Origin of the sequence: Streptomyces sp. NBC_01497 (assembly GCF_036250695.1) — a bacterium.
Taxonomy (GTDB): Bacteria; Actinomycetota; Actinomycetes; order Streptomycetales; family Streptomycetaceae; genus Streptomyces.
Map to the genome: position 1 here is coordinate 470,547 of NZ_CP109428.1, position 24,378 is coordinate 494,924.

Here is a 24,378-nt window from a genome sequence, read left to right on the forward strand (position 1 = left end):
ACCCAAGACCACCAACGCACTTGAAGGGGATACCCATGCTCGCAACCAACCTCGCCCTCGTCATCCGCCCCGACGCCACGTTCGACGTCATCGACTGGCCCGCCGACGGCGCCACCCTGCGCACCCTCTACACCGCGCTCAACTGCGACTACGTCGACATGGTCGACGTATCCCCCGAGCTGTCCATGTGGCTGGACGACAGCGGAATCACCATCGGATCCCCCGTCAACATCCCCGCCACCAACCACCGAGGCGACACCATCGGCCTCACTCGCGAACAGTGCGACATGGTCCTCGGAATCATCGGAATCGAAACCCCGACCATCCCGCACCAGCACACCAAGTAACTCCCCAATCCCCGGCGGCCGGGGAGACGAACTCCCCCGACCGCCCGGCCGCCACACGCCCCCAGCGCCTCACAGCGGCCCGTCGGATGAACTCTCCGGTCCCCTTCTCCCCGCGCGCCAACAGCCCGAGTCGAGCCGCCCCATGGGCCCGCTCCTCGCCCCCGCGCCCCTCACACGCCCAAGGAACCCCTGTGATCCCGGTCAAGAGCACCGAAGAGCAGCGCGACGCCTACACGCGAGCGATCACCAGCACGTTGGACGCCGCCCCGCCGGACCAAAAGCGGCGCGGACGCGAGCGGTACGCCACGGCCCATCAATTCGCGGTCGGGATCTCCAAGGGAGCCACCTCGAAAGGCGCGGGAGTTCTCGCCGCACTGTCCGCCAACAAGTCATGGCGCAGAATTACAGGCTCGCCCGAAAGGCATTCATGGAGGGCACGGCAAGCGGACACGTCCGCGACGCGGTCACGAAAGCCAACCGCATCATGGCCGGTACCGGCCCCACCGAAGTTCTCCCCATGCACATCAAAACGGGATACTTCTATGTGTGCATCGCCAACCCCGAAGACGGGCAAGCGGCAGTGATTGGCCGTCACGCGCACGACATCGCCGTAAGAGAGATCTACGGCCAAAGGGAAAGGGGGCTCGGCGAACTCGGGCGCTACAACGTACTGGCCGACTGCTACCGAGCCGCCACACGAGAAATCGGAGAGGTACCCAGCAAAGTTCAGGCCGTCACGCCGGCAGCGCACATCGAGCTGAAGGCCCCCTCGTACCGTGGAGTCCGTGATACCAGGGGAAACAGAGGTTCATAGGGTCCGAGCAGCAGAAGTACGACGCCGAGTTTCGTGAGGGTGCTGTACGCATCGTGATCGAGACGGGCAAGCCGATCCCGGAGGTCGCCGAAGACCCGGGTGCTCATCCGGGGATGCTGCCCGCTGGGTCTCGCGCTGGAGGAGGAATGGATCGGCCTCCTCGGACCGGCCCGCGCCCGCCGCTTCGGGCGGCCGACTGCGGGAAGGCGAACGCGCTGAGCTGGAGCGGTTGCATCGCGAGATGGGTGAAAGGAACGCGAGCTGGAGATGGGGCGTGATGTCTTCAAACAGTGCATGGCCTTGTGGGTGAAGTAGCTGCCGCGGACCCGGCCCGGCTGGCCGGGGTGATCAGCGGCTGCAAGGCCGGGCAGAACATTCCGCACGCCGTGTCCTGCCGCGTGCTGGGCGTGCGCCAGTCGCGGTTCTACAAGTGGAAGGACAAGCCTGTCACCGCCCGCGAGGTGCGGCGAGGACAGCTGGCCGACGCCATCCGGCGCGTCTTCGACGCCTCGGGCGGCACCCACGGCTCACCGAAAGCGTGGATCACGCTCGCCCGGGAGGGATGGCGCATCTCGGTGAACACCGTCGCGAAGACCATGGCAGAGCTCGGTCTGGCCGGACGGAAGGTCCGCCGACGCCGCGGTCTCACCCGCCCGGGCCGGCGGGCCGCGGCACCGGACTTCGTGCGCTACGACGCCCCGGACCAGGTAGGGGCCGGCGACATGACCGAGATCGTCACAAGTGAGGGCAACCTGTACCTCGCCACGGTGATCGATGTGTTCTCAGGTCGTCTGCTCGGCTACGCGATGGGTGCCCATCGCGATGCCGAACTCGTCCTGGCCTCAATGCACATGGCCGCCGCCACCCGCGGCGGAGACGTGAAAGGCGTGATCTTTCACAGCAGAGGCAGCGAGTACGTCTCCCGCCACTTCAAGCGGGCCTGCCGGAAACTCGGCGTGACCCAGTCCATGGGACGCGTCGGGTCGTGCTTCGACAACGCCGTCAGCCAGGCGTTCAACAGCGTACTCAAGGTCGAGTACGTCCACCGGCGCACCTTCGCCACCCGCACCGAAGCCCGGCTGAAGATCACCACATGGATCACCGGCTCCTACAACACCCGCCGACTACACGGCGTATGCGGATACCGCAGCCCAATCGACTACGAAAACAATCACCAGACCGGCTCCGACCTTGAGCTGGCCGCATAGAAGAACTCCACACTTCGAGGGGATTGACACGAGGACCGCTCCCAGGGCCGCACCGGCAACGCGCCCCGCGTCATGGCCGGCCTCCGCAACACCGTGATCACCCTGCTGCGTCTCCACGGCCACCACAACATCGCGCCGCCCTACGGCATCACGCCCGTGACACCGACCGACCCGTCAGCCCCTTCCTGGCCGCATGATCAACAGCTTGCCGGGGCCCTGACCCGCAACATCCCCACCCCGGGGGCTGAACCGCACCAGCCAACACCAACGTCGTACCAGAAAAGAGTCCACCCATCCCCGACTCAAGCGTTGTCCCGTAACTCAGGGCATGAAGTCGGCGGGTCACCACAGGCAGATCCGATTGTCCGATCGTGCCCCAAATCACGGCCTCAACCCGATCCTGATCAAGTAGGTCGAACCCGACAGTGGTAAGGGCTGTCCAGAGTTACAGAACAGCCCTTAACAAACCAGCCCCCACCTACACGAAAGGCAAACCCCATGCCACACAACGAGGCCGCCCAGCGCCAGATCGAGGCCGCGTACGTAGAAGAACTCCGCAAGCTGGGGCCGGAAGACCCCCTCCCCAGCAAAAGAAGTTCCCCTCTTGGCGGGTACCTGGTGAGGATGCGGTCACGCGGGTCGGCCGGAAAGCCGGGCCCAGAGCTGTGCGAGGAGCTAAGGCGGTACGACCTCGAATTCACACAAAGGGTGACTGGCGGCAACTGGTTCCTGCCGTACCTCACCAAAGAGCAGCAGTACGCGACAAAAGCAAAAGCGCAGCGCAAGGCTATAGATGCAGGCGCGCACCAATCCTTCTCGCGTTTTTTGGGGTCCGAGGCCGCGTACGTAGAAGAACTCAACAAACGGAATGTGGGAGAACTGCCCGTCCAGAGGGATGCCGGCCTTGGTCGGTACTTGAGCGACATGCAGAAAAAAGGTCGGGCCAGTGTGTCGGAAGGGATGCATGATGCGCTGGGTCGGCAGGGCCTGTTCGTCGTCCGGAAGGACGGCAAATGGCACCTGCCGAAGGGCTACAAGGCGTCAAGTAAAGAGTTCGAGTCCATTTTGAGGAGTGCGGCGGGCCCTTCGTGGTCGGGGGACGTGTCTTACCCGGCCGGAGAACGGCAGCCCTCCACGTCACAGACCACGCGATCCCAGTGGTCACCGCCCGGCTTCGAGGGGGAAGGCAGTTCCCAGACACCGGCCCTCCCCGGCCGCACGCCCTCGCCGTATCAGTCCTTCCCCGCACCGACCTACCCCAGACTCCAGGAAGCACCCACGAACCACCAGCCCCAACAGCAGTACGGCAGCACACCCACCCAGCCCTATCCGCAACACCCGCACCACACCCTGCCCGCACCCACCCACCCGGCGTACCAGCGGCCCGCCACCTCCTCCCTCTCCAGCCTCGCCGACGCCATACCCGGCATAACCCACCTCACCCAACTACAGCCCACCGCATCCCACCAACAGCCCCCGACCCCCTCCACACAGCCATACCCCCAGTACCCGCACCAGCCGCACCCGGGACCGCACCACCAGCCGCCGAACACACAATCCGCCCGCCCCAACCCCCCAACCCCCCAAAGGCAGGCACCCTACACACCCCGCTACCTCCCCCTACCGCCCCAGAACACCACAACGGGACTCCCAAGCTCCTCATCCACACGCCCAACCCAACCCCCCACCCGCCCCAAAACCCCGGCGCGCAAAACCCGCTGAAAGACAGAACAAACCAACCAAAAAACAACCCGAACCGCCAGGGGACTGTAAGAAGAACAGCTCTGTTCCGTAGTCGGTGGTAACGGCAGGTGACAGGTGTCGTTGACCTGGTATGCGCGATGTCAACTCCCTTGTGGCAATGGTGTTTTCAGGGCTCTCGGCACTGGTCATCGAAGACGTGGCAGATGACGGCGAGGTGATCCGGGTCATCGCCCGGACCCGGGATGTTCCGGTGCCCTGCCCCGTGTGCGGGGTGCCGACGGGGAAGGTGCATGCACGAGTATCACGCCCGGACGGTGGCGGATGTGCCGGTGGACGGTCGGCAGGTCGTGGCCAGCGTCCGGGTGCGACGCCTGGTCTGCCCGGTCCTGGGCTGCCGGCGGCAGACCTTCCGCGAGCAAGTCCCTGGGCTGATCGAGCGCCTTCAACGTCGCACCATGCGTCTGACCAGCCAAGTCTCGAAGGTAGTCAAGGAGTTATGTGGCCGGGCGGCCTCCCGTCTCGCCCGGTTCCTGGCCACGCCCCTCTCCTACGCCACCGCCCTGCGCCTGCTGCGGCGCATCCCCCCACCGACGGTGCGGATCCCGAGGGTGATCGGGGTCGACGACTTCGCCCTGCGCCGCCGCCACCGCTACGCCACGATCATCATCGACGCCGAGACCGGGGAACGCGTCGACGTCCTGCCCGACCGCGAGGCCGCCACCTTGGAGGCATGGCTGCGCGGGAAGAAAGGGGTGGAGGTCGTGTGCCGGGACGGCTCGGCCACCTACGCCGAGGCGATCCGCCGGGCACTGCCCGACGCGGTGCAGGTCAGCGACCGCTGGCACCTGTGGCGCAACCTGTGCGACAAGATTCTGGCCGGAGTCCGCGCCCACGCCCCTTGCTGGGCCACCGTCAATCCGCCCCGGCCCGGCGGGGTACGCGAGCAGACCACCCGCGAGCGCTGGCACACAGTCCACGCCCTTCTCGACTCCGGCGTCGGCCTGCTCGAATGCGCCCGCAGACTGAACCTCGCCCTGAACACCGTCAAGCGCTACGCCCGCATCCCTGAACCGTCCGCCGATCGCATCGCCCCACGCTACCGGCCTACCGTGGTTGATCCCTACCGCGACCACCTGCGTCAACGACGGGCGGAAGACCCGACCGTCCCCGTCACCCACCTCCTCCACGAGATCCGGGAACTGGGCTACACCGGCAGTGCCAACCTGCTGGTCCGCTACCTCAACCAGGGCCGCGCCGAAGGCGACCGCCCCGTGACAACCCCACGCCGAGTCGCCCGGCTTCTGCTCACCCACCCCGAGCACCTGTCGACCAAGGACACCGACCTGCTCGGACTCCTCACCGCTGCCTGCCCGGAGATGACCGCGCTCGCCCGACTCACCGGCGAGTTCGCCGCTCTCCTGACCCCGGCCCAGGCCAACGACAACAAGCTCACCCAGTGGATCACCACCGTCCGCACCGTCGACCTGCCCCACCTGCACAGCTTCTGCAACGGCCTCGAACTCGACCGCGCCGCCGTGAACGCCGGCCTCACCCTGCCCCACCACAACGGCCGGACCGAGGGCGTCAACACCCACACCAAGCGGATCATGCGGCAGATGCACGGCCGTGCCGGATTCGAACTCCTCCGCTACCGCATCTTGCTCAGCGCATAGGCATGCAACGTCACCACCGACTACGGAACAGAGCCGTTGATTGGGCAGTCCCGGGGACTCACGACCGGCCCGTCGGCTCAGCCGACGGGCCGGTCCAGTCAGAGGGCGAAAGGCGTGCGAGCCTCCTGCGTCAGGTCACCCCAGGGGCAGTGTCAGGTGGGCCGCGCTCTTGGCGGGTGAGCTGATCGTTGTCGTGCTGTTGTCGGTGTCGCCGTCGGTGTCGGCGTCCGAGTAGAGCTGGTCCCTGGTCCCGACGACCAGCATCAGGCGGTGTTCCTGGGGTACGTCGTAGCCGGCTGCCTGAAGGTCCCAGGTGGCGCTCTTGTCCTGGCCGCGGGTCAGGTCGGTGAGTGTGAGGGGCTCGTGGGTGATGATGCGGGCGGTGTTGTCGGGGCTGACGTCGAACAGGTAGGCCACCAGGGTGGCGGCGTCGGCCGTGCTGCGCACGGTCAGGCTGAGCTGGGGGACGCCCCGGATGCGGCGGGCCGCGGTGAGTGGCGTGCTGGTCCAGACACCGAGGTACTGGCGGTCGAACTTGTCCGGGCTGTAGGTCTTCGGGCTGCCGTTCCACTCGGCCTGGCCGATGGTGATGACGGCGTCCACCGCTGTGGCGTCGGTCAGTTGTCCCGGGGCGAACTTCCGGTTCCAGCCCGTCGCCGGGTCTGCGCCCAGAACGCCGTCGCTGCTCTTTGGCGCGGAGCCGGTCAGGTACCAGCGTTCGGTGGAGGTGGTGACGTCCGCCCAGGAAGACCGGGGCTCGCGGATGCCCGGCTTGGTGATGACGTTCTTTCCGGTCTTCGGGTCGGTCCGGGTCTGGTAGCTGAACATGATGTGGCTGGTGACCGGGGACCAGTCGGGCACGCCGTTGTCGGCCCCGAGGACGTGGTGGTCCAGCCACGCGAACGCCTCGTCGACCGGCAGGTTCGGGCCGCTGAAGGGGATGGTGAGGCCGGCGCCCTCGGGGGCGGCGTGGTCACCGATCCACAGGTTCAGGTGCTTGGGCACAGCGAGCTTGTCGAAGTGCTCGAGGACCTGGTTCACCGGGAACAGCGTCTCGTGCCAGGTGTTGGAGAAGTACGTCGGGACGTTACGGTCGTTGGTCGCCGCGGCGTAGGAGGAGGGAGCCCGCTCGGTGCACCACTCCACGACGGATTCCATCCCCTGCCCGCGCATGAAGTCCGACAGGATCTGCTGGGTGGCCTCGTCGAACTTCCGGTCGAGCGGCCCGCCGGTGAAGTTGATCAGGGCTGTCACCGCGGCGAGGTGCCGGGTGTCGTTCTGGTAGAGGGCGGTGGCCAGGTTGCCCCAGGTGCTCAGGGCCACGACGGCGTCGACACGCTTGTCCTTGTCGTGCGCCGCGACCAGCTGGCTGATGCCCGAGCCGTACGACTCGCCGAGGAAGGCGACGCGGCTCGGGTTGAAGTACTGCTGGGCGTAGTCGATCGCAGTGGAGGCGTCGGACCAGTCCAGGGGGCCGGCGACATCGATGGTTCCCCCGGAGGTGAAGGGGCTGTCCACGTAGCCTCCGCCCGGCATTTGCGTCGTGAGGCCGATCCCGCGCGGCGTGTAGGCCAGCACGTGGTAGCCGCGCAGCGCCAGCTGGAGGTAGGTGTACTCGAACAGGGCCCAGCCGTACGGCGTCCAGCCGGAGGGCACGATCACCACAGGCATGGACTCCGAGGTGTTGAGTTTGATGGTGTGCGCCGACAGCCGCACGCCGTCGGCAGCGGTGATCCGGGGAAAGCCGACGGTGGCCGCTTGCTGCACCTTCCCCGTCAGCTGCCGGAGGTCAGAGGTCAGCACAGACCGCTCGGCCGTGCCCTGCAGGGTGGCGATCAGTGCCTGGGCGACGTTGACGGCGGCCGGGTTCAGCGAAGTCGGCGAGGCGTAGACGCCGTGCTCGGCACATCCTGGTCCGTCGGCTCGAAGACGTGCCAGGCCGCCTTCATGATCGCTGGTGGTCTCATCGTCGCCCTCGTGGGGGTGCGCGGTGCCCTGCTCATCGCTGGGCTGCTGTGTTTGGCGAGCGCGCTGCTCCTGCCATGGCGGCAGGAAGGCACCGCCACGGGGAATGTTCCGGCGCCGGCGACGGAAGCGGCTCCGTCCCCGGTGACGGATAGTCCCTCCGCATAGCGGTTTTTGCCGGATTGCAGTGATACGGCTTTGCCGGTGGGAGGGTAATACTCAGGGGCTGCGATCCGGGCCCGGTGGCCTCTTGGTGGGACTGCTGACCGTCAGTGCCAAGAGGATTCAGTCGCGGTGGGCCTCGCGGGAGGCCGGCTGTCCGCTCATGCGGGAGATGCGGCGGGTAATTCGCCTGGTCATCAGCGTGATCGTGGCCCAGGTGATGAGCGATTCCGAGTGTTGGACGAGCCGTTCGTAGTCGCGCGCGTGTCGACGGGCGTGCATGACCCAGGTGTGTGAGCGTTCGACGACCCAGCGTCGGGGCAGGACGACGAACCCGGGGACGTCCTTCGGGCGGCTGACGGTCTTGATCGTCAGGCTCAGGTAGGCCTTTGCCCAGGTCACGAGCTGTCCGGCATAGGCGGAGTCTGCCCAGACGATGGTGATCTCGGGGTGCATCAGCCGCAGCCGGAGCAGCACTTCCTTGGCCGCGTTGCGGTCGGTCATGTCGGCCGGGGTGACCATGACGAACAGCGGCAGGCCTTTGGTGTCCACGACCAGGTGCCGCTTGCGGCCGTTGATTTTCTTGCCGGCGTCGTAGCCGCGGGAGTCGTTGCCGACGGTGTCGGCGGCCTTGATCGATTGGGAGTCGATGACGGTGGCGACCGCCCCGGGCGCCTTCCCCATCTCGCGGCGAATCCGCTTGCGGAGCTGGTCACGGATCTGCCCGATGACGCCGGCGGTTGCCCAGCGGGCCATGAACCCGTAACACGTGCGCCAGGGCGGGAAGTCCTTGGGCAGTGCCCTCCACTTGCATCCGGTGTCGACGACGTAGCGGATCGCGTCGACCACCTCCCGGCGCGAGTGCTTCTCTGGGCGGCCCCCGGCCGGGGTCTCGCAGGCCGGTGTCGGCAGCAGCGGTTCGAGCAGGGCCCACTCGTCGTCCCAGGTGTCGGAGGGGGTAGCAGCGCCTGCGCGGCAACGTTCCCTCCTTGGAAGACGGGGTGGGCCCGGCCGCGAAGGGACCGGGCCCACCGGTCAGGCGTCGGCGTCGGTGAAGTCGGCGATGACGTCGAGCGTGGACTCGACCGAGTTGAGCTGGGTGTTTAGGTGTTTGATCCACCGGCCCTTGGGTTGAAGGACGGCGTGCGGGGCGACGGTCCCAGTGATGAACCGGCGGATCTCGGTGAGCTTCCCGCGGATGACCGCGACCTCGTATGCCTGGAGCTCGGCAGGGTCGGCGCAGAGCTTGTAGCCGTCCGGCCTCGTCCAGATCAGCGGCGGCCAGCCGCGTTCGGTGATGGTGTCCCGCAGGCAGGCCAGACCCGAGCGGGTCTGGTGGGGCGACAGTTCGCTGGATCTGACCAGTTGGGGGAAGGCCAGACCGGCCGGGCGGGCTTCGAAGAGTACGAACCGAACGGTGTCGGCGTGTCGCTGGGCGGCGGGTGATCTGCGCTCGGAGGCGCGGGGCATCGCCTACTCGCCTTGCAGCAGGCGGGCCAGTTCGCCGTCGACGTCGACCCTGCCGGTGTCCACCGGGGTCTCGATCCAGTCCAGCGTCGCCCTACGCGGGCGACGTTCTCGTGCACGATGGTGCGTTCGTCGTCGCCGAGCTGGCGGTCGCGCAGGCCCGGTACGACGCGGCCGGACGCCGCGACGAACGCGTGGCAGGCGGTGACCAGGTCCAGGAACTCCACCGACCGGTCGATGTTGCGGATCGCCGGGGCGACGGGGCCGGACTCCTCGAAGTGCTCGCGGGCCTGCCGCCCGCGTTCGACCTGGTGGCGGGCGGTGTCGTCCGACATCGCCCGGAAGGCGACGTCCGGGCGCCGGAGCAGCCCGGTGGTCACCTCGGCCGCGACGTGCTCGTCACGGGTCAGCTCCTGGACCGCCTTCACCTTGTCCGCCTTGGCGACACGGGCGACGACCGCGGGCCTGCGAAGGAAGTCCGGGGCGACGGCTGCGGCGACCTGGTCCTCCCGGGTCAGTTCCTCCACCGCCCGGACTTTGGCCCTGTCCTTGACCTGCGCGACGACCGCGGGACGCCGCAGCAGATCACCGGTGACGGCGGCGGCGACCTCTTCGTCCTGGGCGAGCGTGTGAATCGCGCTGACCTTCTCCTGCGGGGTGACCGGTTTGACGACCTGCCGGCCGACCCGCCGGTTCGCCTCGTCCGGCGTCCAGCGGGACTTGCCCTCGGGCGGGCTGAGGATGGTGGTGAACCGTTCCTCGTCGTCGGCGATGGACGCCAGGATCTGGTGGACCGTGAACGACACGCCCGCCTTCCGCCGGTCCTTCGGCCACTTCGACGTGGTCCCACCGGGGCCTTGTCCACCCTTGCGTAGGACAGCCCGATGTCCTCAGCCAGGCGGAACAGCGACTCCTTGACCGTGAACAGCGAGTCGCTCCGCTCCTGGTCCCCGGAATCGCGCATGGGCTCGACTTCGAGCGCGTAGTCGCCGCCCGTGAACTGGATCCGGCTGGCGGTCTCCACCAGCTTCCGCAGCTCGGCCACGATCTCCGCGTACCGGTTCGCGCTGACACTGCCGACCTTGTCGGCGTCGTTGATCTCTTCAGTCATGGGCTTCTCACCCTCAACTACGGGCCGACCACTCAACTCAGCAGCCACCCGCTTGCGCAACCGGCGGTCCCGGCGCCACTGCCTGGCACGACATGCCGCCGAGCAGTACACGACAGCGGGCCGCGCGTCCGGCCTCAGCCGTTCACCACAGCCCCCGCACGCACGCTCCACAGCCCCCCGGCGTCCTCGGACACCCAGCCAGCCTAGGACCCAAAGCTACTCAAAACCGGGGATCGAAAACAGGCACTGACGCGGGCGCTCGATGAGGCAGGCTCAACCGATCGAGAAGTCGGCGAACTCGACGTCACTGAAAGCGATGTGCTGCCCGTGGGCCCGGCGGCCCCACCCGCGAGAGTAGGAGCGCCCCAGCGCACGGGCGAGTATCACCGTCTGCTGCTGCTCACCCGCGCCGGCATCCCGAGCAGCGAACAACTCCCGAGCTACCTCTCCCGGCAGGTCCTGGGTGATCCACCGAACCCGCGGATCGTCCGAGGAGCCTGCAGGAGCCGCGAATCCGAATCGCGCACGTGTATGGAAGGCGGACCCCCCGCCTCTGCCTGGGCACGCCGACGGGCCCGTACCCGGGGTTGCCACCGACCCAGGACCGCTTCCTCAATAGCCCGCACCTGTGTCGGCCCCGGGGGACGACGTGCTCCGGGCTTCTTCGTCACCCACCGCTGCACGGTGCGCTCTGCAACGCCTGTGCGAGACAGCAGGAGCTATGCCCCGCCCTCACGCCCAGGGACGCGAGCGCCCTGTCACCTGGAGAGGGAGCGTGGCAGCCGCGGCAGATCCCGGACTGGAACGGCGACCGGCGCGTCGCGACCCTCGCCGTACTCGCCCACAACCCCCACACCTCGAAGCCGGCTGTAACCGACCTGCTGCCCACGCTGCACCCGGTCGAGATCCGCTGGCTGATCACATACGACAAGGCCCCTGCGTGGCTGAAGCAGGAAGCCCAGCGCCACGTCTCGCCGGATCCGAATGCCGGCGTCCTGCGGCTGCTGAGCGACGAGGAACTCGATCAGACGGCCGACCCGGCGGCCATCCTGCAATCCTGGATCGACACGGGAAACGTCTCCCACATGGACCAGGTGGCGTACGCCATCATCGCCTCCCGTCACTGCACCCGCGACCTCCTGCGCCAACTCCCATTCCGTATCCCGCTGACTTCCAATGACCGGGCGGCTGCGACCGATGAAGTCCTCAGGGCCTGTGGAAGCGATACCCGTTGCTGGCACAAGCTGCAAAAGGTACTGAAAGAGGCCTCGCGCGAGCGCACGTTCGGAGAGGTGCTGGACGGCGCCGACATGCCGGCGCCACGACCCGTGCTCGACGCGGGCCGCCACGCCGACAACGAGCCATCGCTGCCCGACGAGCACGTCTGACGTAGCCCCAGACCCCCAGGACTCGGGGAATCATGACGGCCGCCCGGATCGATCCGGGCGGCCGTCATCTGGGGAGTGTCAGTCGTCAGCCCCAGTGCCCGGGGGGAGGCCGTCGTCCAGGACGATGCGGATGGTCTCGCCTTGTCCATCGATGCCGGCGAGTTCGGCCGCGATGCGGTTGTAAGACGTCGTAGCCAGTGCCCAGTCGCCCTGCAGCGGAGTGGCGGTGGAGCGGGTGTTCCACAGCTCGATCAGCAGGGCGATGAGGGAGCGTCCGGACAGGACGGTCTGGACGCGTCCTTCCTTGATGTCCTCGACCGAGGGAGGGGTGCGGAAGTGGCCGTGGTCGACGGCGAGTGCGGTGAGCCACTCCCAGGTGTCACGGTGCGCGATCAGTTCCGCTGAGGCCACGCCGGCGGCCTTCAGCAGCAGGACACCGTGGGCGATCCGCGGATCCTGCGAGTCGGTGAAAGCCTGCGAGGCGGTAGCGAGAGGCTGTGCTGCGGAAGGGCTGGTCCCCTGATAGGCGGCCTCGATTGCCTGCTTGAGAGCGAGGTCCCGATCCTGACTTTCAGGCTCCGGCTGCGGCTGGCGGGCGCTGTGCTCCATGGTTCCCCCCTGGGAGTCGATGTCAGATGGGATGGGCGGCTGCATCGTTTCGGGGTCGACGGAGTCGGTGTCGCTCTCCGCTCCCGGCTCCGGCGAGGCTGTCTCTTCGGTGTGCCTGTGCGGGCCGTCGCCGGGCTGCTCACCCGTCCCCTGTAGCGAGGCGAGGGGACTGAGGGTGTCGAGGTGGTCCAGCAGTTGCCGGAGCTCGCCTCGGGTTTCATGCAGATCGCTGATCATTCGGTCCTGGCGCCGGCGTACTTCCCGGTTCTCCTCGCGCAGTCCGGTGACGCCTCCTTGGACGGTTTCCAGGATCTTCAGCCGGCCCTGTGTGAATTCTCCGTGCAGCGCGGTCAGCCCGACCGTCGGCTCATCAAGACGTGCAACTTGCTTCCGTATCGCCTCCAGCTCTTTCATCGCGCGATCGAACGCGTCTTTCCACTTCACGTGACCCCCTGGTTACTCAGAGCATCCATCTGCCCGTATCTCCCCGCAAACCCTCCCCGTGACGCGATGCTTTCCAGCCCTTCCCCGGCCGGGGGGTACTTCCTGCCACCGCACGCGCTTCGTACGCGATTTGTACTGTAAATGTACACTGATCGTACGTTTCATGAGGTAGAGTGGCACTCGGGAGGTGCTTCATGTCCGAGTTGTTCGACGCGGTCGACGCCCTGCTTGCGTCCCGCGCCACGCTCCCGCCGCCGGCGGAGCGCAAGCGGCTGCGCGCCGCGCACGGCCTGACGATCGACGAAGTGGCCACCGCGCTGAAGGTGCGCCGGGCCACAGTGTCCGGCTGGGAGTCCGGCAAGACCGAGCCCCGCCCGCCCGAGCGCGACGCCTACGCCCGGCTGCTGGACAAGCTCGCCGAGCTCTACCCCGCAGCCGCGTCCAATGCGGTCGCGCCCCTCCAGGACGTCGCGGAGCCAGCCACTTTCACCGCCGTTCCCGACCCGGCGGAAGACCAGACTCTGTCCACAGGGGAGGCGTCCGAGGCTGCGGCCATGACTGCAACCGAGAACACCCAGCCCCCTGCCCCTGTCGCCACTCACCCGGCGGGCGCGCCACATCCGGCGGGCGCGCCACATCCGGCGGGCGCGCCACATCCGGCGGGCGCGCCACATCCGGCGCGCACCACCAAGACGTCGTCGACGTCGCGCCGCCCGGGTGCGAAGAAGGCGGCCCCGGCCGGAACCCCGGCGGCCGATCTACGGTTCGAGAACGGCCCGCTAGCCGTCCTGGACGTCGACGACGACGGCAAGGCGCTGGCGTACTGCACCGGCGGACTGATCCTCGACGTGCCCGCCAAGAGCATCCCGGCCCTGGTGGACTGGACGCTCAAGGAGGCGAAACTCGGGGCGCCGAAGCTGTCCGGTCCGGGCAAGGACGCCGATCCGCTGCTCGTGCTCACCAAGGCCGCGCTGGAGCGCTACGGCCTCCCCGTCACCCTCACCGAGGAGGAGCGCCTCGCAGGGCGCCTCACGGAGGACCACAAGGTCATCAAGCAGCTGGCCCGCGCGGAGTGGAAACTGACCAAGCGCGGCCTCGGGCCGTGGGCGCGAATCTACCGCCCCGCCACCGGCTCGGAGCGGGCCTGCGTCCAGCTGTGCATCCCCTCCTGGCAGGCCCTGGACACGCGGCACTGGGGCGAGGCCGGACAGCTCCCGCCGGCCGAACTCGCCCGCGTCCTGGGCGTGTACGCGTCGCGGGTGATGACGCCGCGCGGCTCCACGGCCGTGACGGGCCTGGAGCTGATGACCGCGTTGCATCCGCCGACCCGGGCCTCCGAGCCGGATGCCGACGGCAAGCGGCACTCCGAGCACAACCCCGGCTCACTCGGAAAAGACGCCATCGAAGCGATGGACTGGCCGCCGTGCGAGGTCCCCGACGGCCACCCGGTCCTCAAGGATCTGCCCCGCTTCCATGTGCGCGGCCCGGCGGAGAAGCTGTTCGAGGAGGCGTACGACTGGGCACGGCCGATGACCGATGCCGAGTGCACCCTGCGCCACCTGGTCGGCATCGACGTGAACATGGCTTTCGCGGCCGGTGCCAACGGTTTGCCGGTCGGCCTCGGAGCGCCGGCGCACGTCACGGATCCGGTGTTCGACCCGAAGCTGCCCGGCTCGTGGCTGGTGGACCTGTCCCACGTCGACCTGTCGAAGGTGAAGGTCGGCAAGGAGTGGGTGGATCTGGACGGCGCGCTGTTGCCCAGCCCGTTTACGCCTAAGGGCGAGCGGCCCGAGGGCCTGGCCTGGTACGCGACGCCCACCGTCGCCTACGCGGCGGAGCTCGGCTACGAGGTGCGTCCGGTGGAGGCGTGGTTGCGGCGTGAGAGCGGCCGGTACCTGGACGGCTGGTACAACCGGCTGCGCGACGCCTACCTCGCCACGATGGCCGACCTCGGCGTCGATGCCGACTTCTCGCCGGCCGACTTCCTCGCGGAGATGGACGGCTACCGCGGCCGTGACCCGGAGCTGGCGATCGTTGTTTCGGCGGTCAAGGCGACGGTGAAGGGCGGACTGGGCAAGCTGCGCGAGCGGCCGCGCGGCGAGGGATGGCGTCCCGGTGAGCCGTGGCGCGCCCTGTCCCGTCCGACGTGGCGCCCCGACATTCGCGCGGCGGTCATCTCCCGCACCCGCATCAACCTGCATCGCAAGATCGTCAAGCACGCGGCGTTCACCGGGCAGTACCCGGTCGCGGTCCTCTCGGACTGCGTCGTCTACGCGTCCAACGGGCCCTCGCCGCTGGACTTCCTGCCCTACCGGGAGGGCAAGCCGCTTCCCGGCGGCTTCAAGCTCGGCATCAACCCCGGCCTGGTCAAACACGAGGGCACCCAGTCCGTGCTGTGGGGCGAGGAGGTCCGCGAGCGATTCAACGCCCCGGAGCTCAACTTGGCCAGGTACATCAAGGACGGCACCGTCACCGACGCCGACAACGGAGAGTAGGAGCAGCCGACGATGACCCTGTTCGGCGACGGCCTGGACGCCGCGGTACAGAAGGCGTTCACCCGCCCAGCGCCCAAGAACGCCGGCCCACAGATGCGCTACCTGGTCAAGCAACTGGGCGGCACCAAGCTAGTCGCGCAGATGCTGCGGATCTCCCAGCGCACCGTCGAGCGGTACGTGAAGGACCAGATCAAGAAGCCGCGCCCGGACCTGGCCGCGCGCCTAGAGCGCGAGGTGAAGAAGCGGTGGCAGCCGCAGATCCGGGCGAAAGCCCGGAAGAGGGCGGCGAGCACAGGCGGCATCGTCATCGACGCCCGTGCCCGCATGGGCTACACCGCGCCGATCGGGTCGACCGACCAGGACCGCATCCGGCACCTGACCGTCGCCCTGCCTCCGCAGTACGCCGCCCAGCTCTTCGAGGCCCAGGAGGCCGGCGCCAGCGACGCCCGCCTCCAGGACATCGCGGGCGAAGCCCTCAAGGAGGTGTACTTCCAGGACGGCGGCCGCCGCGCCGGCAGCCTGGAGGAGGTGCGCTTCACCGACGTGGAGCACCTGGAATTCGACTTGTAACACCCGCGCCCCGACCAGCCGTGAGTCCGGTGTTGTGGCTGAGCACTTCAGTTGGCGGGGCCGAGCACGGTCGATGGCGAACAACTCGGCGGAGTATGTGGACGCGGTCAGCGTTTGACGCGACTGCGCACGGCTAGGACCGCGAGTCCGAGGAGCAAGGGTTCGGTGAGGCGGGAAGCCATCTCGGTGTAGGTGCCGACAGTGGTCAGGTCCTGGCCGGAGGACCGAAAGATCACCGAATTGATCACCACTCTGAGGGATCTCTCAAATCGTTCGGTGGTGACGCGCTCTGGCCAGCGGCTGGTGGGATTGACTGGATCGGGACTGTCCGTGGTCAGGGTAAGTGTCTGCCCGGCGGTGACTTGGCGGCCGATGGTTTCCTGCTTCGAAGCCTGGGCCGGTACACCCCAGAGGATCATGACCGCGATGGTGGCGGTCATTGCTGCCGCAAGGCAGGCCAGAGCGCGAGAGGCGCGCAACCCGTACCCGGCCATCGCCCAATACGCCGTCAGCAGGACGCGTTCAGTCCAGGGGGTGCCGATGCGATCATAGCGGCGCATTTCGCACTCGCCGTAGTAGAAGTCGGCGGCCCCGGGTTCGTTCTTGCCGTCTTCCAGTGCTTTCCGCAGCTGTCGGTAGAGCGCGGCGAGGGTCTCTGGGCCCCGGAGGTGCAAGAGGTCCGGGTGATGCGGTCCGGGCTGCCACTCGCGGAGGGAGGGTTCCTGGCCGGGGGTGAGGCGTCCCGTGGCGGCGCGCCAGTGGTGCTCCTCGGCCAGGGTGCGACGCCTGGACCATCGCAGCGGCACCGGCCCTCGGTGCTGCCAGCCCGTCGGTGGGCGGGCGAACGTGGTGCGGCCATCCATGCGGAGCTGGTCCAGGTGCACCGCGCCGGCGAAGCGGCACTCGGACAGGTCCACGTCAGTCAGGGCAAGATGGGCGGCATCCACCCCACTCAGGTTCCTCACCCGCACACCTGCGTCCTGGGCCGCCAACACCTCCTCGGGCACGGGGCGGTCTAGCGGGCCATTCACGGGGGCCTGTTCCGCTGTCACGGTGACCGGGTGCTCCAACACTGCACCGGCCAGATCCATTTCGGCATGTCGCAGCCGCAGCGCGGCCGTGGCCCCAAACCGTGTCCGCCGCAGCGATAACTCTCGCGCCGAGACCATCATCGTCACCGGTGCCTCGAATACCGCACTATCCAGACCCACCGTTCCGCCGCACACCAGCGGTCCCAGCCACGGAGCGTTCTCGAATCGGGCGCCGGCGAACGAGACATCGCGGTTGAAGATCGCTCCAGGAAACTGGACGGCGTCGGCGAACGCCGCCCCGCGGAAGTTGGCAGCGCCGGCGAAGGACGCGCTCCCGAACGCAGCGGCGCCGGTGAAGACCGCTCTGTCGAACCACGCGGCGAAAGCGAAGGCCGTCTGATTGAATGCGGCGAGACTGGCGAAGACCGTCCCGGCGAACGACGCGGCATGGGTGAACGTCGCACCGTCGAATGACACGGTGTCGGTGAAGACGGCTCCGTCGAACCGCGCGGAGCCGGTGAAGGACGCCCCGTCGAATCGGGCCGGGCCGAAACTGGGATGTCCGCTGGTGGGATCGCGCAGGGCTTCGAGCAATCCGGCCAGCAGGTCTTCGCTGAACGGGGTGCCTCGGTGGTCGATTGCGGCTCCGGAGGCCAGGGCCGCGAGATATGCGACTCGGTCGGCCGGGTCCAGGTGGGCCGGGCATGCGGTATGTCCGGGGACGCAGATGCCCCTACAGCCGACCGGATCCTCTTCGGTGGTGCCGTGGCCGCAGTGAGGCCACAGTGGGTGGGCGTGGGATGGCGGTTCGGGCTGTCCAGACGTCATGCTCTAGGGACGATCGGCGCCGCCAGGCAGTTGCTTGACGCTAGAGAGTGGGGCATGGAACCTGTGATCGTCGCAGCGACGGTCACCGTGGCGCTGAATGTCGTCAACGGGTGCGAGTCGCCCAAGGGTAGTGGCGGGCCTCGGTGGAGATAGCGCGTATCACCGAGACTGCGAAGATTGCTCGCGTACAGTGCTTCGCCTGCCGGGCCCGCTGGGCCGCCATCGAGGGCACCGTACGGCCGGCCGCGCGCAGTTGGCCGACCGCGGTGACTCGCTGCACGGGGACGATGCACCACGCGCCGCCACCGCGTCGGATTCACCCAGGAGGGCACTGGCCCCACAGCACCCGTCTTGGGTCACGCGCGGGGGCGTCGCATGATCTCGAAACCTGTCATACCGGTGCTGAGACGGATCCAGACGGGGCCCAGCACCGCCCACGGCGCCAGCTCAACGAGCGTCACCAGCCCAAGACCGACCCACGCGTCGCCTTTCACGGGGTGGCCGAACATCAGGTAATTGAAGTAACCCACCGGGGCTGCGGCTACCACGAGCAGCAGCCAGCCCCAGAGGTTGGATGGCATCAGCTCCAGGAGGGCTGCAGCTACCCCGACCGTGACCACACAGAACAGGGGGATCCCCGCGGCTTCCAGGGAGCTAAGCCCGTGGCCGTGCAGGGCGGGGTAGACGGTGACCTCCAGCATCACTGCCATGGAGATGGCGTACAGGCCCGTCAGGGTGATCGTGAGGGCGGTGCCCCACTGCGGCCACGTGGGACGCTCTCGCTGATGCCCGGGGCCCGCTGCCACATTCACGTCCGTGTGATCAGTCATGCACGCATTGTGGTGGGTGCCGATGGAACGCGATGGGTGTTCACCCACAACGCTCCCTGACCGGCCCCTTATCCGGCCATCCGGCTCGCCGGGACGGGCAAGCGTCCCTCAGTCGGCCTCGGGGCGCTCTCGGACGTAGCTGCCCTTCCCGTGGGTCGTGACAATCAGGTCTCGTTCGCGGAGTTCCTGGATGGCGCGGCGTGCTGTGCCGAGTGCGACGCGGTAGGTGCGGGCCAGGTCTCGCTCGCCGGGCAGCCTGGCGCCCGCGGACAGTTCGCTGGCCTCGATCTGCCGTTGCAGTTCGTTCGCGAGCTGTGCGTATACCGGTACGGGTGAACTGGCCTGGAACGGGCTCTCCTGGTCGTCGTCCATGACGGCACACTCACATAGGGGGCAGCTCCCCACAGATCCTCACAGCTCCATACAGCTCTATAGAGCTCTGGACCGGTAGGCTCGATTCCGGGTCGTCGGTGGCCCTACGGGCGGAGTACGGGGAAGGTGAGCGGCTGTGGGTGCGAGTGTGAGCCGGGGAGGCGGCGACGGTAGGCCTGGTCCGGTGCAGCAGACGATGGATCAGCAGCGGATGCGTATCGACGCGGCCTGGCGCGCGCCTACACCGGCCACACCAGGAAGTGCTCGGCGTGCGGCACAGGCGTCGATTGCCCGAAGGCGCGGACGCTGCGGGCGGTATGGCGCGAGCTGGTCCCCCGCGTGTAAAGCACTCTGCAGCCCTTCGCCGTGTCAGTTGACGTTCTATGGCCGAACTCGAACTTCCCGACCTGAGTTGACAACCTGCATGAGGGGAGGCTCACCCAGGCGGACCTGCAGGCGAGGCACTACCTGTCTTTCGGTCGTGCGGTAGTGACGGTGAAACACCTGCTACTCCGGCCATGGGGGGCGGGGTCCGGAGGAGCCCCCCATGGGGTCGCGCAAGGGCGTAGCCCGCAGCCCCGCAGCGCAGCGGAGGGGTCGCCATAAGGAGGCCGCAACGGCGAGTCCTTGATCCCGGACAGGGTCCGGCCGACGGCGGCGACGTACTGCCGGACCGGGCCGAAGGCCCGGTGCACCACCCACGACGGCAAGACACGGCTTCTGCCGCTGTTGGCTTCGGGTTGCACAGATAAGGGCTTGCCCGGCCCCGAGGTGGCAAGCCCAGGACCGTATGCACGACAGCTTGCCCCGCCGGCTCAAGCCAAGGTCTCTTGGTAGGGGCACGGACGTGCCAGACTCGCTCGCACTGCGGGTAGCGGCCGTCCTGTTCAGGGCTTTAGCCCTCAGAGCCCGTCTGATCACTTCCTGGTGGTGCCGAGCGGGGAGGCATCAGTGCACTGCCGGGGCTCGCGTTCTCCGCATCACAGGTTGTCTGTGCCTCCAGGCTGGCGGACTGCCACCCTGGAGGCCGCTGACCGGCGGGACTCTTCTCGACGCTGGTAGTCGTCGCGGGCGTTGTGGTGGGTGAGCGCGACCGTGAGAGGTTCCGGGCGGGAGCGTCCGAAACGCGTCCACGTCGGCCCGTGAGGCCCCTGCTCCTGGAGAAAGGCGAGAGTGGTGGTCACGACGGGAACGGGGCAGTCATGCGTGACGGCTGCTGCCGCAGCTGATTCAGAGATGCAAGATGAGAAGTGGCCTTGCTTCTCTCTAAATAAAACTTGCCTTGTGAGCAGGTACCGCGTTAGAAAAGCCCTGCCACTCTGCCTGTAGATACGTTCACCTGAACCGTTCGAGGTCGACGAGCTGAGTCAGATCATTCGGAATCGGCAGGCTTCAGCCGCAGGGATAGGCTGTTGATGCAGTATCGCTTGTCCGTTGGGGTTGCGAACCCCTCCCCCTCGAACAACTCTCCAAGATACGACCCGCAACGAGCACATCGAACCACGGGATAGGAGGATCCGCCCCGCTGTACTTGGACCGAGCCGAGGTCCTTAGGGTCGTAGAACGCAGGCCAGCCACAACGAGAGTCGAACTTTTCCTCAGAAGTGAAAAGATCGGCACCGCAGGCCCTGCAAGAGTACACACCATTTTCCTTTGTATCGGTGTACTCTCCCGTAAACGCCGCTTCGTCCGCAGCGCAACGCAACACCCTGTATTCTTCAGGGCTGAGCTCCGCGTGCCACTCGTTGTTTGACTTCTCAATATCGTATGCCATGACTTCAACCCTCCGGGATTTTGACGACGCGGCGGTGGAGGCCCGCCCGTACGGGCAAAGCCAAGTGTCGGAGCCGTATCCTGTGTCGGACGCCCGCCGGAGACTAAGCGAGATATGTCTCAAGAATTCCGAATCCCAAGACAGAATCCGAAGCCGGACGGAACACCTCAGCCACGAGTCCGACGCCCGGATAGCGGCCTCCGCCAACGGCATTTTTGTGCCGAAAGCGGCCTTCGCGCCAGGCTCCTGCCTGGCTTTTGTGCGGCCCGGGAACGACGAGTCGGGTGTCGGCGTCGATGGCGATCTGTTGGTGGTGGACTAGCGGCTGTTAAGTAGCTCATTGGTGGGCCGAGCCTGCGACGCAAGGGACACCAAGCAAGATGGACGCTTGCCGCCGTTCCGGGACCGAGATCCCCGCAGTCAGGTCGGTTGCACCATGCTTCGTTCCTACCCGGCGCGGGACAGGCGGGTGACACCAGGATCAAGGTAGTGGGCTGCGCTCTCGCCAATAAGGCCATTAGGCAGAGGTCCCATCACGCCTTGGCAGCACCCAATCTTTGCGGGGGAAGTGGCACGTGTAACCGTTCGGGTAATTGATGAGGTAATCCTGATGCTCGGGCTCCGCCTCCCAGAAGGGGCCAGCTGGCTCGATCGTCGTCACAGCTTTACCCGGCCATAGACCGGACGCGTCGACATCCGCGATCGCGTCCTTTGCGACCTGCTCCTGCTCAGGCGAGAGGGGGAAGATCGCCGAGCGGTAACTCGCGCCGATGTCGTTTCCCTGGCGGTTCAGGGTCGATGGGTCGTGGATCTGGAAGGAGAACGCCAAGATGTCGCGGTAGGTCGTCTGGGCCGGATCAAAGACGACCTCGACCGCCTCGGCGTGGCCGGGGTGATTGCGGTACGTTGCGTGATCGTTCTCCCCGCCGGTGTACCCGACGCGCGTGTCCAGCACGCCGGGTTGCCGGCGAATGAGGTCCTCCATACCCCAGAAACACCCGCCGGCTAGGACAGCCGTCTCGGTGTCCGGTTGGCGGGTGATCTGTCCGGTGTCGTGAATTCCGCTGGTCATGATAGGCGCTCCTCCCTGTTGATGATTTCGGCCGCTTCGAACGGCGAGCGGTACTCGCCATTTCCCTGTGTCCCGGGCTCGAAGAACGGGACGAAGCGAAGCGAAGCGTGATCGAGCTCATCCAGTCGCTGGTCGCCGGCGTCGGTTTGGCCATATCGAACACGCGCCCAATCCCAGAGTAAGTCGGGAGCCAAAGATCGCAAATTGCCTGCCGTAACGGCGCTGGACTGCGGTCAGAGCCGACATCGTGGGGCTCAACGGTGGCCGTGTCCTTGATCAGAGCATCGACCGGGCCGCCAGACAGCAAGTCGTCGATGGTCCCGAGTGTCGTTGGTCGAATCGCTAAGGGCTGTCCCGTAACTCCCGTGGGCGCTCGACGTCGCCCGTTTCGGTCCGATTCGGAGCGCCTCATACATGGCCGAGAGTGGGACAGATACGGACAAGTCCCGGTCTCGAGGCCAACCTGTTGTCCACCTCAGGCACTTACGGGACAGCCTTAGCTTGATCTTTAACTTGTGCGTCGTGGTCGTGGGGTAGTTGGCTTCGTCTTTTGCCGCTTCGCTGGGTGGTGTCTGGCGGATGTGTGCACGTCGTAGCGTGGCGTGGGCCAGGTGTTCTTCTGGCCTGGTGGCCGTCCGGTGCCTGGGCGGGAGGGTTTCGGTGCGCGGGCTGGGCAGGCGGCTTGTAGGCGGATGTGCCGAAAGTCGCGGCGGACGCGGGCCGGGGTGAGCCTGTCCGGGGAACTCGGCTTCTCCCAGGGGTGGCGGCGGTCGGCGGCCAGGGTGCGGGCCAGTCGCAGTTGGGTGTAGGCGGCCAGAACGAGCCAGGTCCAGCGGTCGGCCGCTTCCGCAGTACGGATCTTGGGGCAGGTCCAGCCGAGGGTCTGATTGAACAGGCGGAACGTGTGCTCGATGTCGAAGCGTCGCAGGTAGGCCTGCCAGAGCCGGTCGGTGTCCGCGGGAGTGGCGTCGGTGCCCGACCACCACAGCCAGACCGGCTTTGGGGTGGCTCCGCTGGGCAGGTGGCTGATGTCCAGACGGATCACTGTGCCTTCGACGATCGGCAGGGTTGCATCGGCTGCCGCCCAGGATGAGCGATGGGTGAGTTTCGGGTGCAGCCGGTCCCAAGAGCGGGCGAGTGCGGTGCCGTAGAGGCGGGTGTGGTTGAGAGTTTCGACGTCTGGTGTGCCCCAGGTGTCGGGCCGGCCGAAGACGAACTCGGCGCGGTGTCGGGGTGGCCGGCCCGTGGTGTGCGGCTGCCGGGTTGGGACGGACCTGGGGCCTTGACCCCGAATCCTGAATACGGGTTATGCGGCTGGTGCCAGCGTAGTTGGTGTGAGGTGGCGGGCGTTCTCGAAGGCGATCGGTGATCGTTGTCCGAGGCGGGAGTGTCGGCGTCGGGTGTTGTAGCGGTGGAGCCATCTGAAGGCGTCGAGTCGGGCCTGGCGTTCGTCGGGCCAGCTCTTTCGTCCCTGCAGTGTCTCGCGTTTGAAGGTCGTGTTGAAGGACTGGGCGAGTGCGTTGTCTGCGCTGGAGCCGACCGCGCTCATGCTTCGTCGGGCCCCTGCTGACCTGCAGGTTTGAGCGAAGGCCCTGCTTGTGTACTGGGCTCCGTGGTCGGTGTGCATGATTGATTCGGCGAGGCTGCCGCGGGTGCGGACCGCCGCGGCAAGGGCGTCGGTGGCGAGGTCCGCGCGCATGTGGTCGGCGATCGCCCAGCCGGCCAGACGGCGTGAGGCGAGGTCGATGACGGTCGCCAGGTAGCAGAATCTCCCGCCGTCGATGGGCAGGTAGGTGATGTCGCCCACGTACTTCGTGCTGGGTTTCTCGGCGCTGAAGTCGCGGCCGATAAGGTCCGGTGCTTTGGCCGCGGCCGGGTCGGGGACGGTGGTGCGGTGCCGGCGTCGCAACCGGACCCCTTCGAGCCCGGACGCCCGCATAATCCTGGCGACGCGTTTGTGGTTGACGGCTTCACTGTTCGTCTCGCGAAGTTCGGCGGTGATCCGTGGGGCTCCGTAGGTGCCGTCCGATTCCTGGTGCACCGCCCGTATCCGGGCGGCCAGCCTCGCATCGCCGCCTGCCGGGCGGCCCGGTCCGCGGCTGTCCGGCGCCAGTAGTAAAGGCTCGAGCGGCTCACGCCGAGGATGCTGCACAGCCGCTTCACGCCGTAGCGGCGGTGGAGGTCGGCGACGCACTGGAAGCGGTTCACCAGCGCGTCTCCCCGGCGAAATACTTCGCCGCTTTGCGGAGGATCTCGCGTTCCTCCTCCAGCTCGCGGATCTTCTTCCGCAGAGCCGCGTTCTCCGCTTCCAGCGGGGCCGGCGGCTGGGCCGGTTCCTGCGTCCGGCGTCCCCGCGGACGGCTTGCTCCGGCAACCCTCACCCAGTTCCGCAAGGTCTCTGGATTGATCCCCGGATCGGCGGCGACCGACCTGATCGTCGCGTCGGGCCGCGACTCGTACAGCGCGACCGCGTCCGCCTTGAACCCCGGCGGGCAGTTCTTCATGACCACGAGA

At 67.4% G+C, this 24,378-nt stretch carries 16 protein-coding genes and 5 pseudogenes; 8 read left to right on the forward strand and 13 right to left on the reverse strand.

The features are described 5' to 3' along the window. Positions 1 to 35 precede the first annotated feature (35 nt). From OG310_RS38115 to OG310_RS38125, 3 genes and pseudogenes are all read left to right on the forward strand, one after another. Positions 36 to 347: a DUF3846 domain-containing protein gene (locus tag OG310_RS38115; RefSeq protein WP_329460760.1), complete on the forward strand. Its 312-nt coding sequence runs from the start codon at positions 36 to 38 to the stop codon at positions 345 to 347. Between the two features lie 86 nt (positions 348 to 433). Further along, positions 434 to 1,161 (forward strand): annotated as a pseudogene (locus OG310_RS38830) (DUF7178 family protein). A gap of 344 nt (positions 1,162 to 1,505) precedes the next feature. After that, complete coding sequence (locus OG310_RS38125) at positions 1,506 to 2,369, forward strand: IS3 family transposase (protein ID WP_329460762.1); 864 nt, start codon at positions 1,506 to 1,508, stop codon at positions 2,367 to 2,369. A gap of 675 nt (positions 2,370 to 3,044) precedes the next feature. Here OG310_RS38125 and OG310_RS38135 read toward each other — a convergent pair. Then, positions 3,045 to 3,389: a hypothetical protein gene (locus OG310_RS38135; protein ID WP_329460763.1), complete on the reverse strand. Its 345-nt coding sequence runs from the start codon at positions 3,387 to 3,389 to the stop codon at positions 3,045 to 3,047. Positions 3,390 to 4,203: 814 nt separating this feature from the next. Between OG310_RS38135 and OG310_RS38140 the strand changes: the two are divergent. After that, a pseudogene (locus OG310_RS38140) lies at positions 4,204 to 5,746 on the forward strand (ISL3 family transposase). A 135-nt stretch (positions 5,747 to 5,881) separates the two neighbouring features. Here OG310_RS38140 and OG310_RS38145 read toward each other — a convergent pair. From OG310_RS38145 to OG310_RS38160, 4 genes and pseudogenes are all read right to left on the reverse strand, one after another. Beyond that, complete coding sequence (locus tag OG310_RS38145) at positions 5,882 to 7,549, reverse strand: alpha/beta fold hydrolase (protein ID WP_329460764.1); 1,668 nt, start codon at positions 7,547 to 7,549, stop codon at positions 5,882 to 5,884. A 447-nt stretch (positions 7,550 to 7,996) separates the two neighbouring features. After that, positions 7,997 to 8,830: pseudogene (locus OG310_RS38150) on the reverse strand (IS5 family transposase); the annotation flags it as partial. Positions 8,831 to 8,908: 78 nt separating this feature from the next. Continuing rightward, the gene (locus OG310_RS38155) at positions 8,909 to 9,253 is read right to left on the reverse strand and encodes a RacP protein (protein WP_443078965.1); all 345 of its coding nucleotides are present in this window, start codon (positions 9,251 to 9,253) and stop codon (positions 8,909 to 8,911) included. Continuing rightward, positions 9,145 to 10,146, reverse strand: a complete 1,002-nt coding sequence (locus tag OG310_RS38160) for a DUF6192 family protein (protein ID WP_443078953.1) — start codon at positions 10,144 to 10,146, stop codon at positions 9,145 to 9,147. Before OG310_RS38160 ends, OG310_RS38155 begins: the two co-directional genes overlap by 109 nt. Before the next feature lie 892 nt (positions 10,147 to 11,038). Between OG310_RS38160 and OG310_RS38165 the strand changes: the two genes are divergently transcribed. Continuing rightward, complete coding sequence (locus OG310_RS38165) at positions 11,039 to 11,839, forward strand: hypothetical protein (protein WP_329460766.1); 801 nt, start codon at positions 11,039 to 11,041, stop codon at positions 11,837 to 11,839. A 78-nt stretch (positions 11,840 to 11,917) separates the two neighbouring features. Here OG310_RS38165 and OG310_RS38170 read toward each other — a convergent pair whose 3' ends face one another. Then, complete coding sequence (locus OG310_RS38170; protein ID WP_329460767.1) at positions 11,918 to 12,892, reverse strand: hypothetical protein; 975 nt, start codon at positions 12,890 to 12,892, stop codon at positions 11,918 to 11,920. Positions 12,893 to 13,086: 194 nt separating this feature from the next. Between OG310_RS38170 and tap the strand changes: the two genes are divergently transcribed. Next, positions 13,087 to 15,387 (forward strand): telomere-associated protein Tap, encoded by a 2,301-nt coding sequence (gene tap, locus OG310_RS38175; protein WP_329460768.1) that lies wholly within the window; start codon positions 13,087 to 13,089, stop codon positions 15,385 to 15,387. A gap of 12 nt (positions 15,388 to 15,399) precedes the next feature. Then, positions 15,400 to 15,957 (forward strand): telomere-protecting terminal protein Tpg, encoded by a 558-nt coding sequence (gene tpg, locus OG310_RS38180; RefSeq protein ID WP_329460769.1) that lies wholly within the window; start codon positions 15,400 to 15,402, stop codon positions 15,955 to 15,957. 107 nt (positions 15,958 to 16,064) lie between these two features. Here the strand turns inward: tpg and OG310_RS38185 are convergent, their stop codons facing one another. From OG310_RS38185 to msrB, 4 genes are all read right to left on the reverse strand, one after another. Then, entirely contained in the window at positions 16,065 to 17,582 is a 1,518-nt protein-coding gene (locus tag OG310_RS38185; protein ID WP_329460770.1) for a pentapeptide repeat-containing protein, read from the reverse strand. A 590-nt stretch (positions 17,583 to 18,172) separates the two neighbouring features. Then, positions 18,173 to 18,646 (reverse strand): hypothetical protein, encoded by a 474-nt coding sequence (locus OG310_RS38190; protein WP_329460771.1) that lies wholly within the window; start codon positions 18,644 to 18,646, stop codon positions 18,173 to 18,175. A gap of 108 nt (positions 18,647 to 18,754) precedes the next feature. After that, a complete protein-coding gene (locus tag OG310_RS38195; RefSeq protein ID WP_329460772.1) occupies positions 18,755 to 19,018 on the reverse strand; it encodes a GntR family transcriptional regulator in 264 nt (87 codons plus the stop codon). A 1,372-nt stretch (positions 19,019 to 20,390) separates the two neighbouring features. Further along, positions 20,391 to 20,792 (reverse strand): peptide-methionine (R)-S-oxide reductase MsrB, encoded by a 402-nt coding sequence (gene msrB, locus OG310_RS38200; RefSeq protein ID WP_329460773.1) that lies wholly within the window; start codon positions 20,790 to 20,792, stop codon positions 20,391 to 20,393. Here msrB and OG310_RS38205 point away from each other — a divergent pair. Continuing rightward, positions 20,791 to 21,114: a hypothetical protein gene (locus tag OG310_RS38205; protein WP_329460774.1), complete on the forward strand. Its 324-nt coding sequence runs from the start codon at positions 20,791 to 20,793 to the stop codon at positions 21,112 to 21,114. The genes msrB and OG310_RS38205 overlap by 2 nt on opposite strands. Positions 21,115 to 21,309: 195 nt before the next feature. Here OG310_RS38205 and msrA read toward each other — a convergent pair whose 3' ends face one another. The 3 genes and pseudogenes from msrA to OG310_RS38220 form a co-directional block, all read right to left on the reverse strand. Further along, positions 21,310 to 21,864: a peptide-methionine (S)-S-oxide reductase MsrA gene (msrA, locus tag OG310_RS38210; RefSeq protein ID WP_329460775.1), complete on the reverse strand. Its 555-nt coding sequence runs from the start codon at positions 21,862 to 21,864 to the stop codon at positions 21,310 to 21,312. A 508-nt stretch (positions 21,865 to 22,372) separates the two neighbouring features. Further along, positions 22,373 to 23,140, reverse strand: a pseudogene (locus OG310_RS38215) (NF041680 family putative transposase); the annotation flags it as partial. Between the two features lie 30 nt (positions 23,141 to 23,170). After that, positions 23,171 to 24,374 (reverse strand): annotated as a pseudogene (locus tag OG310_RS38220) (IS3 family transposase). Positions 24,375 to 24,378: the final 4 nt, after the last annotated feature.

What these genes read in the sequence shown, in the direction of transcription:
- OG310_RS38115 (WP_329460760.1), top strand. Translation starts at nt 36, where the DNA reads ATGCTCGCAACCAACCTCGCCCTCGTCATCCGCCCCGACGCCACGTTC.
- tap (WP_329460768.1), top strand. Translation starts at nt 13,087, where the DNA reads ATGTCCGAGTTGTTCGACGCGGTCGACGCCCTGCTTGCGTCCCGCGCC.
- tpg (WP_329460769.1), top strand. Translation starts at nt 15,400, where the DNA reads ATGACCCTGTTCGGCGACGGCCTGGACGCCGCGGTACAGAAGGCGTTC.
- OG310_RS38190 (WP_329460771.1), bottom strand. Translation starts at nt 18,646, where the DNA reads ATGACTGATCACACGGACGTGAATGTGGCAGCGGGCCCCGGGCATCAG.
- OG310_RS38195 (WP_329460772.1), bottom strand. Translation starts at nt 19,018, where the DNA reads ATGGACGACGACCAGGAGAGCCCGTTCCAGGCCAGTTCACCCGTACCG.
- OG310_RS38205 (WP_329460774.1), top strand. Translation starts at nt 20,791, where the DNA reads ATGACTTCAACCCTCCGGGATTTTGACGACGCGGCGGTGGAGGCCCGC.
- msrB (WP_329460773.1), bottom strand. Translation starts at nt 20,792, where the DNA reads ATGGCATACGATATTGAGAAGTCAAACAACGAGTGGCACGCGGAGCTC.
- msrA (WP_329460775.1), bottom strand. Translation starts at nt 21,864, where the DNA reads ATGACCAGCGGAATTCACGACACCGGACAGATCACCCGCCAACCGGAC.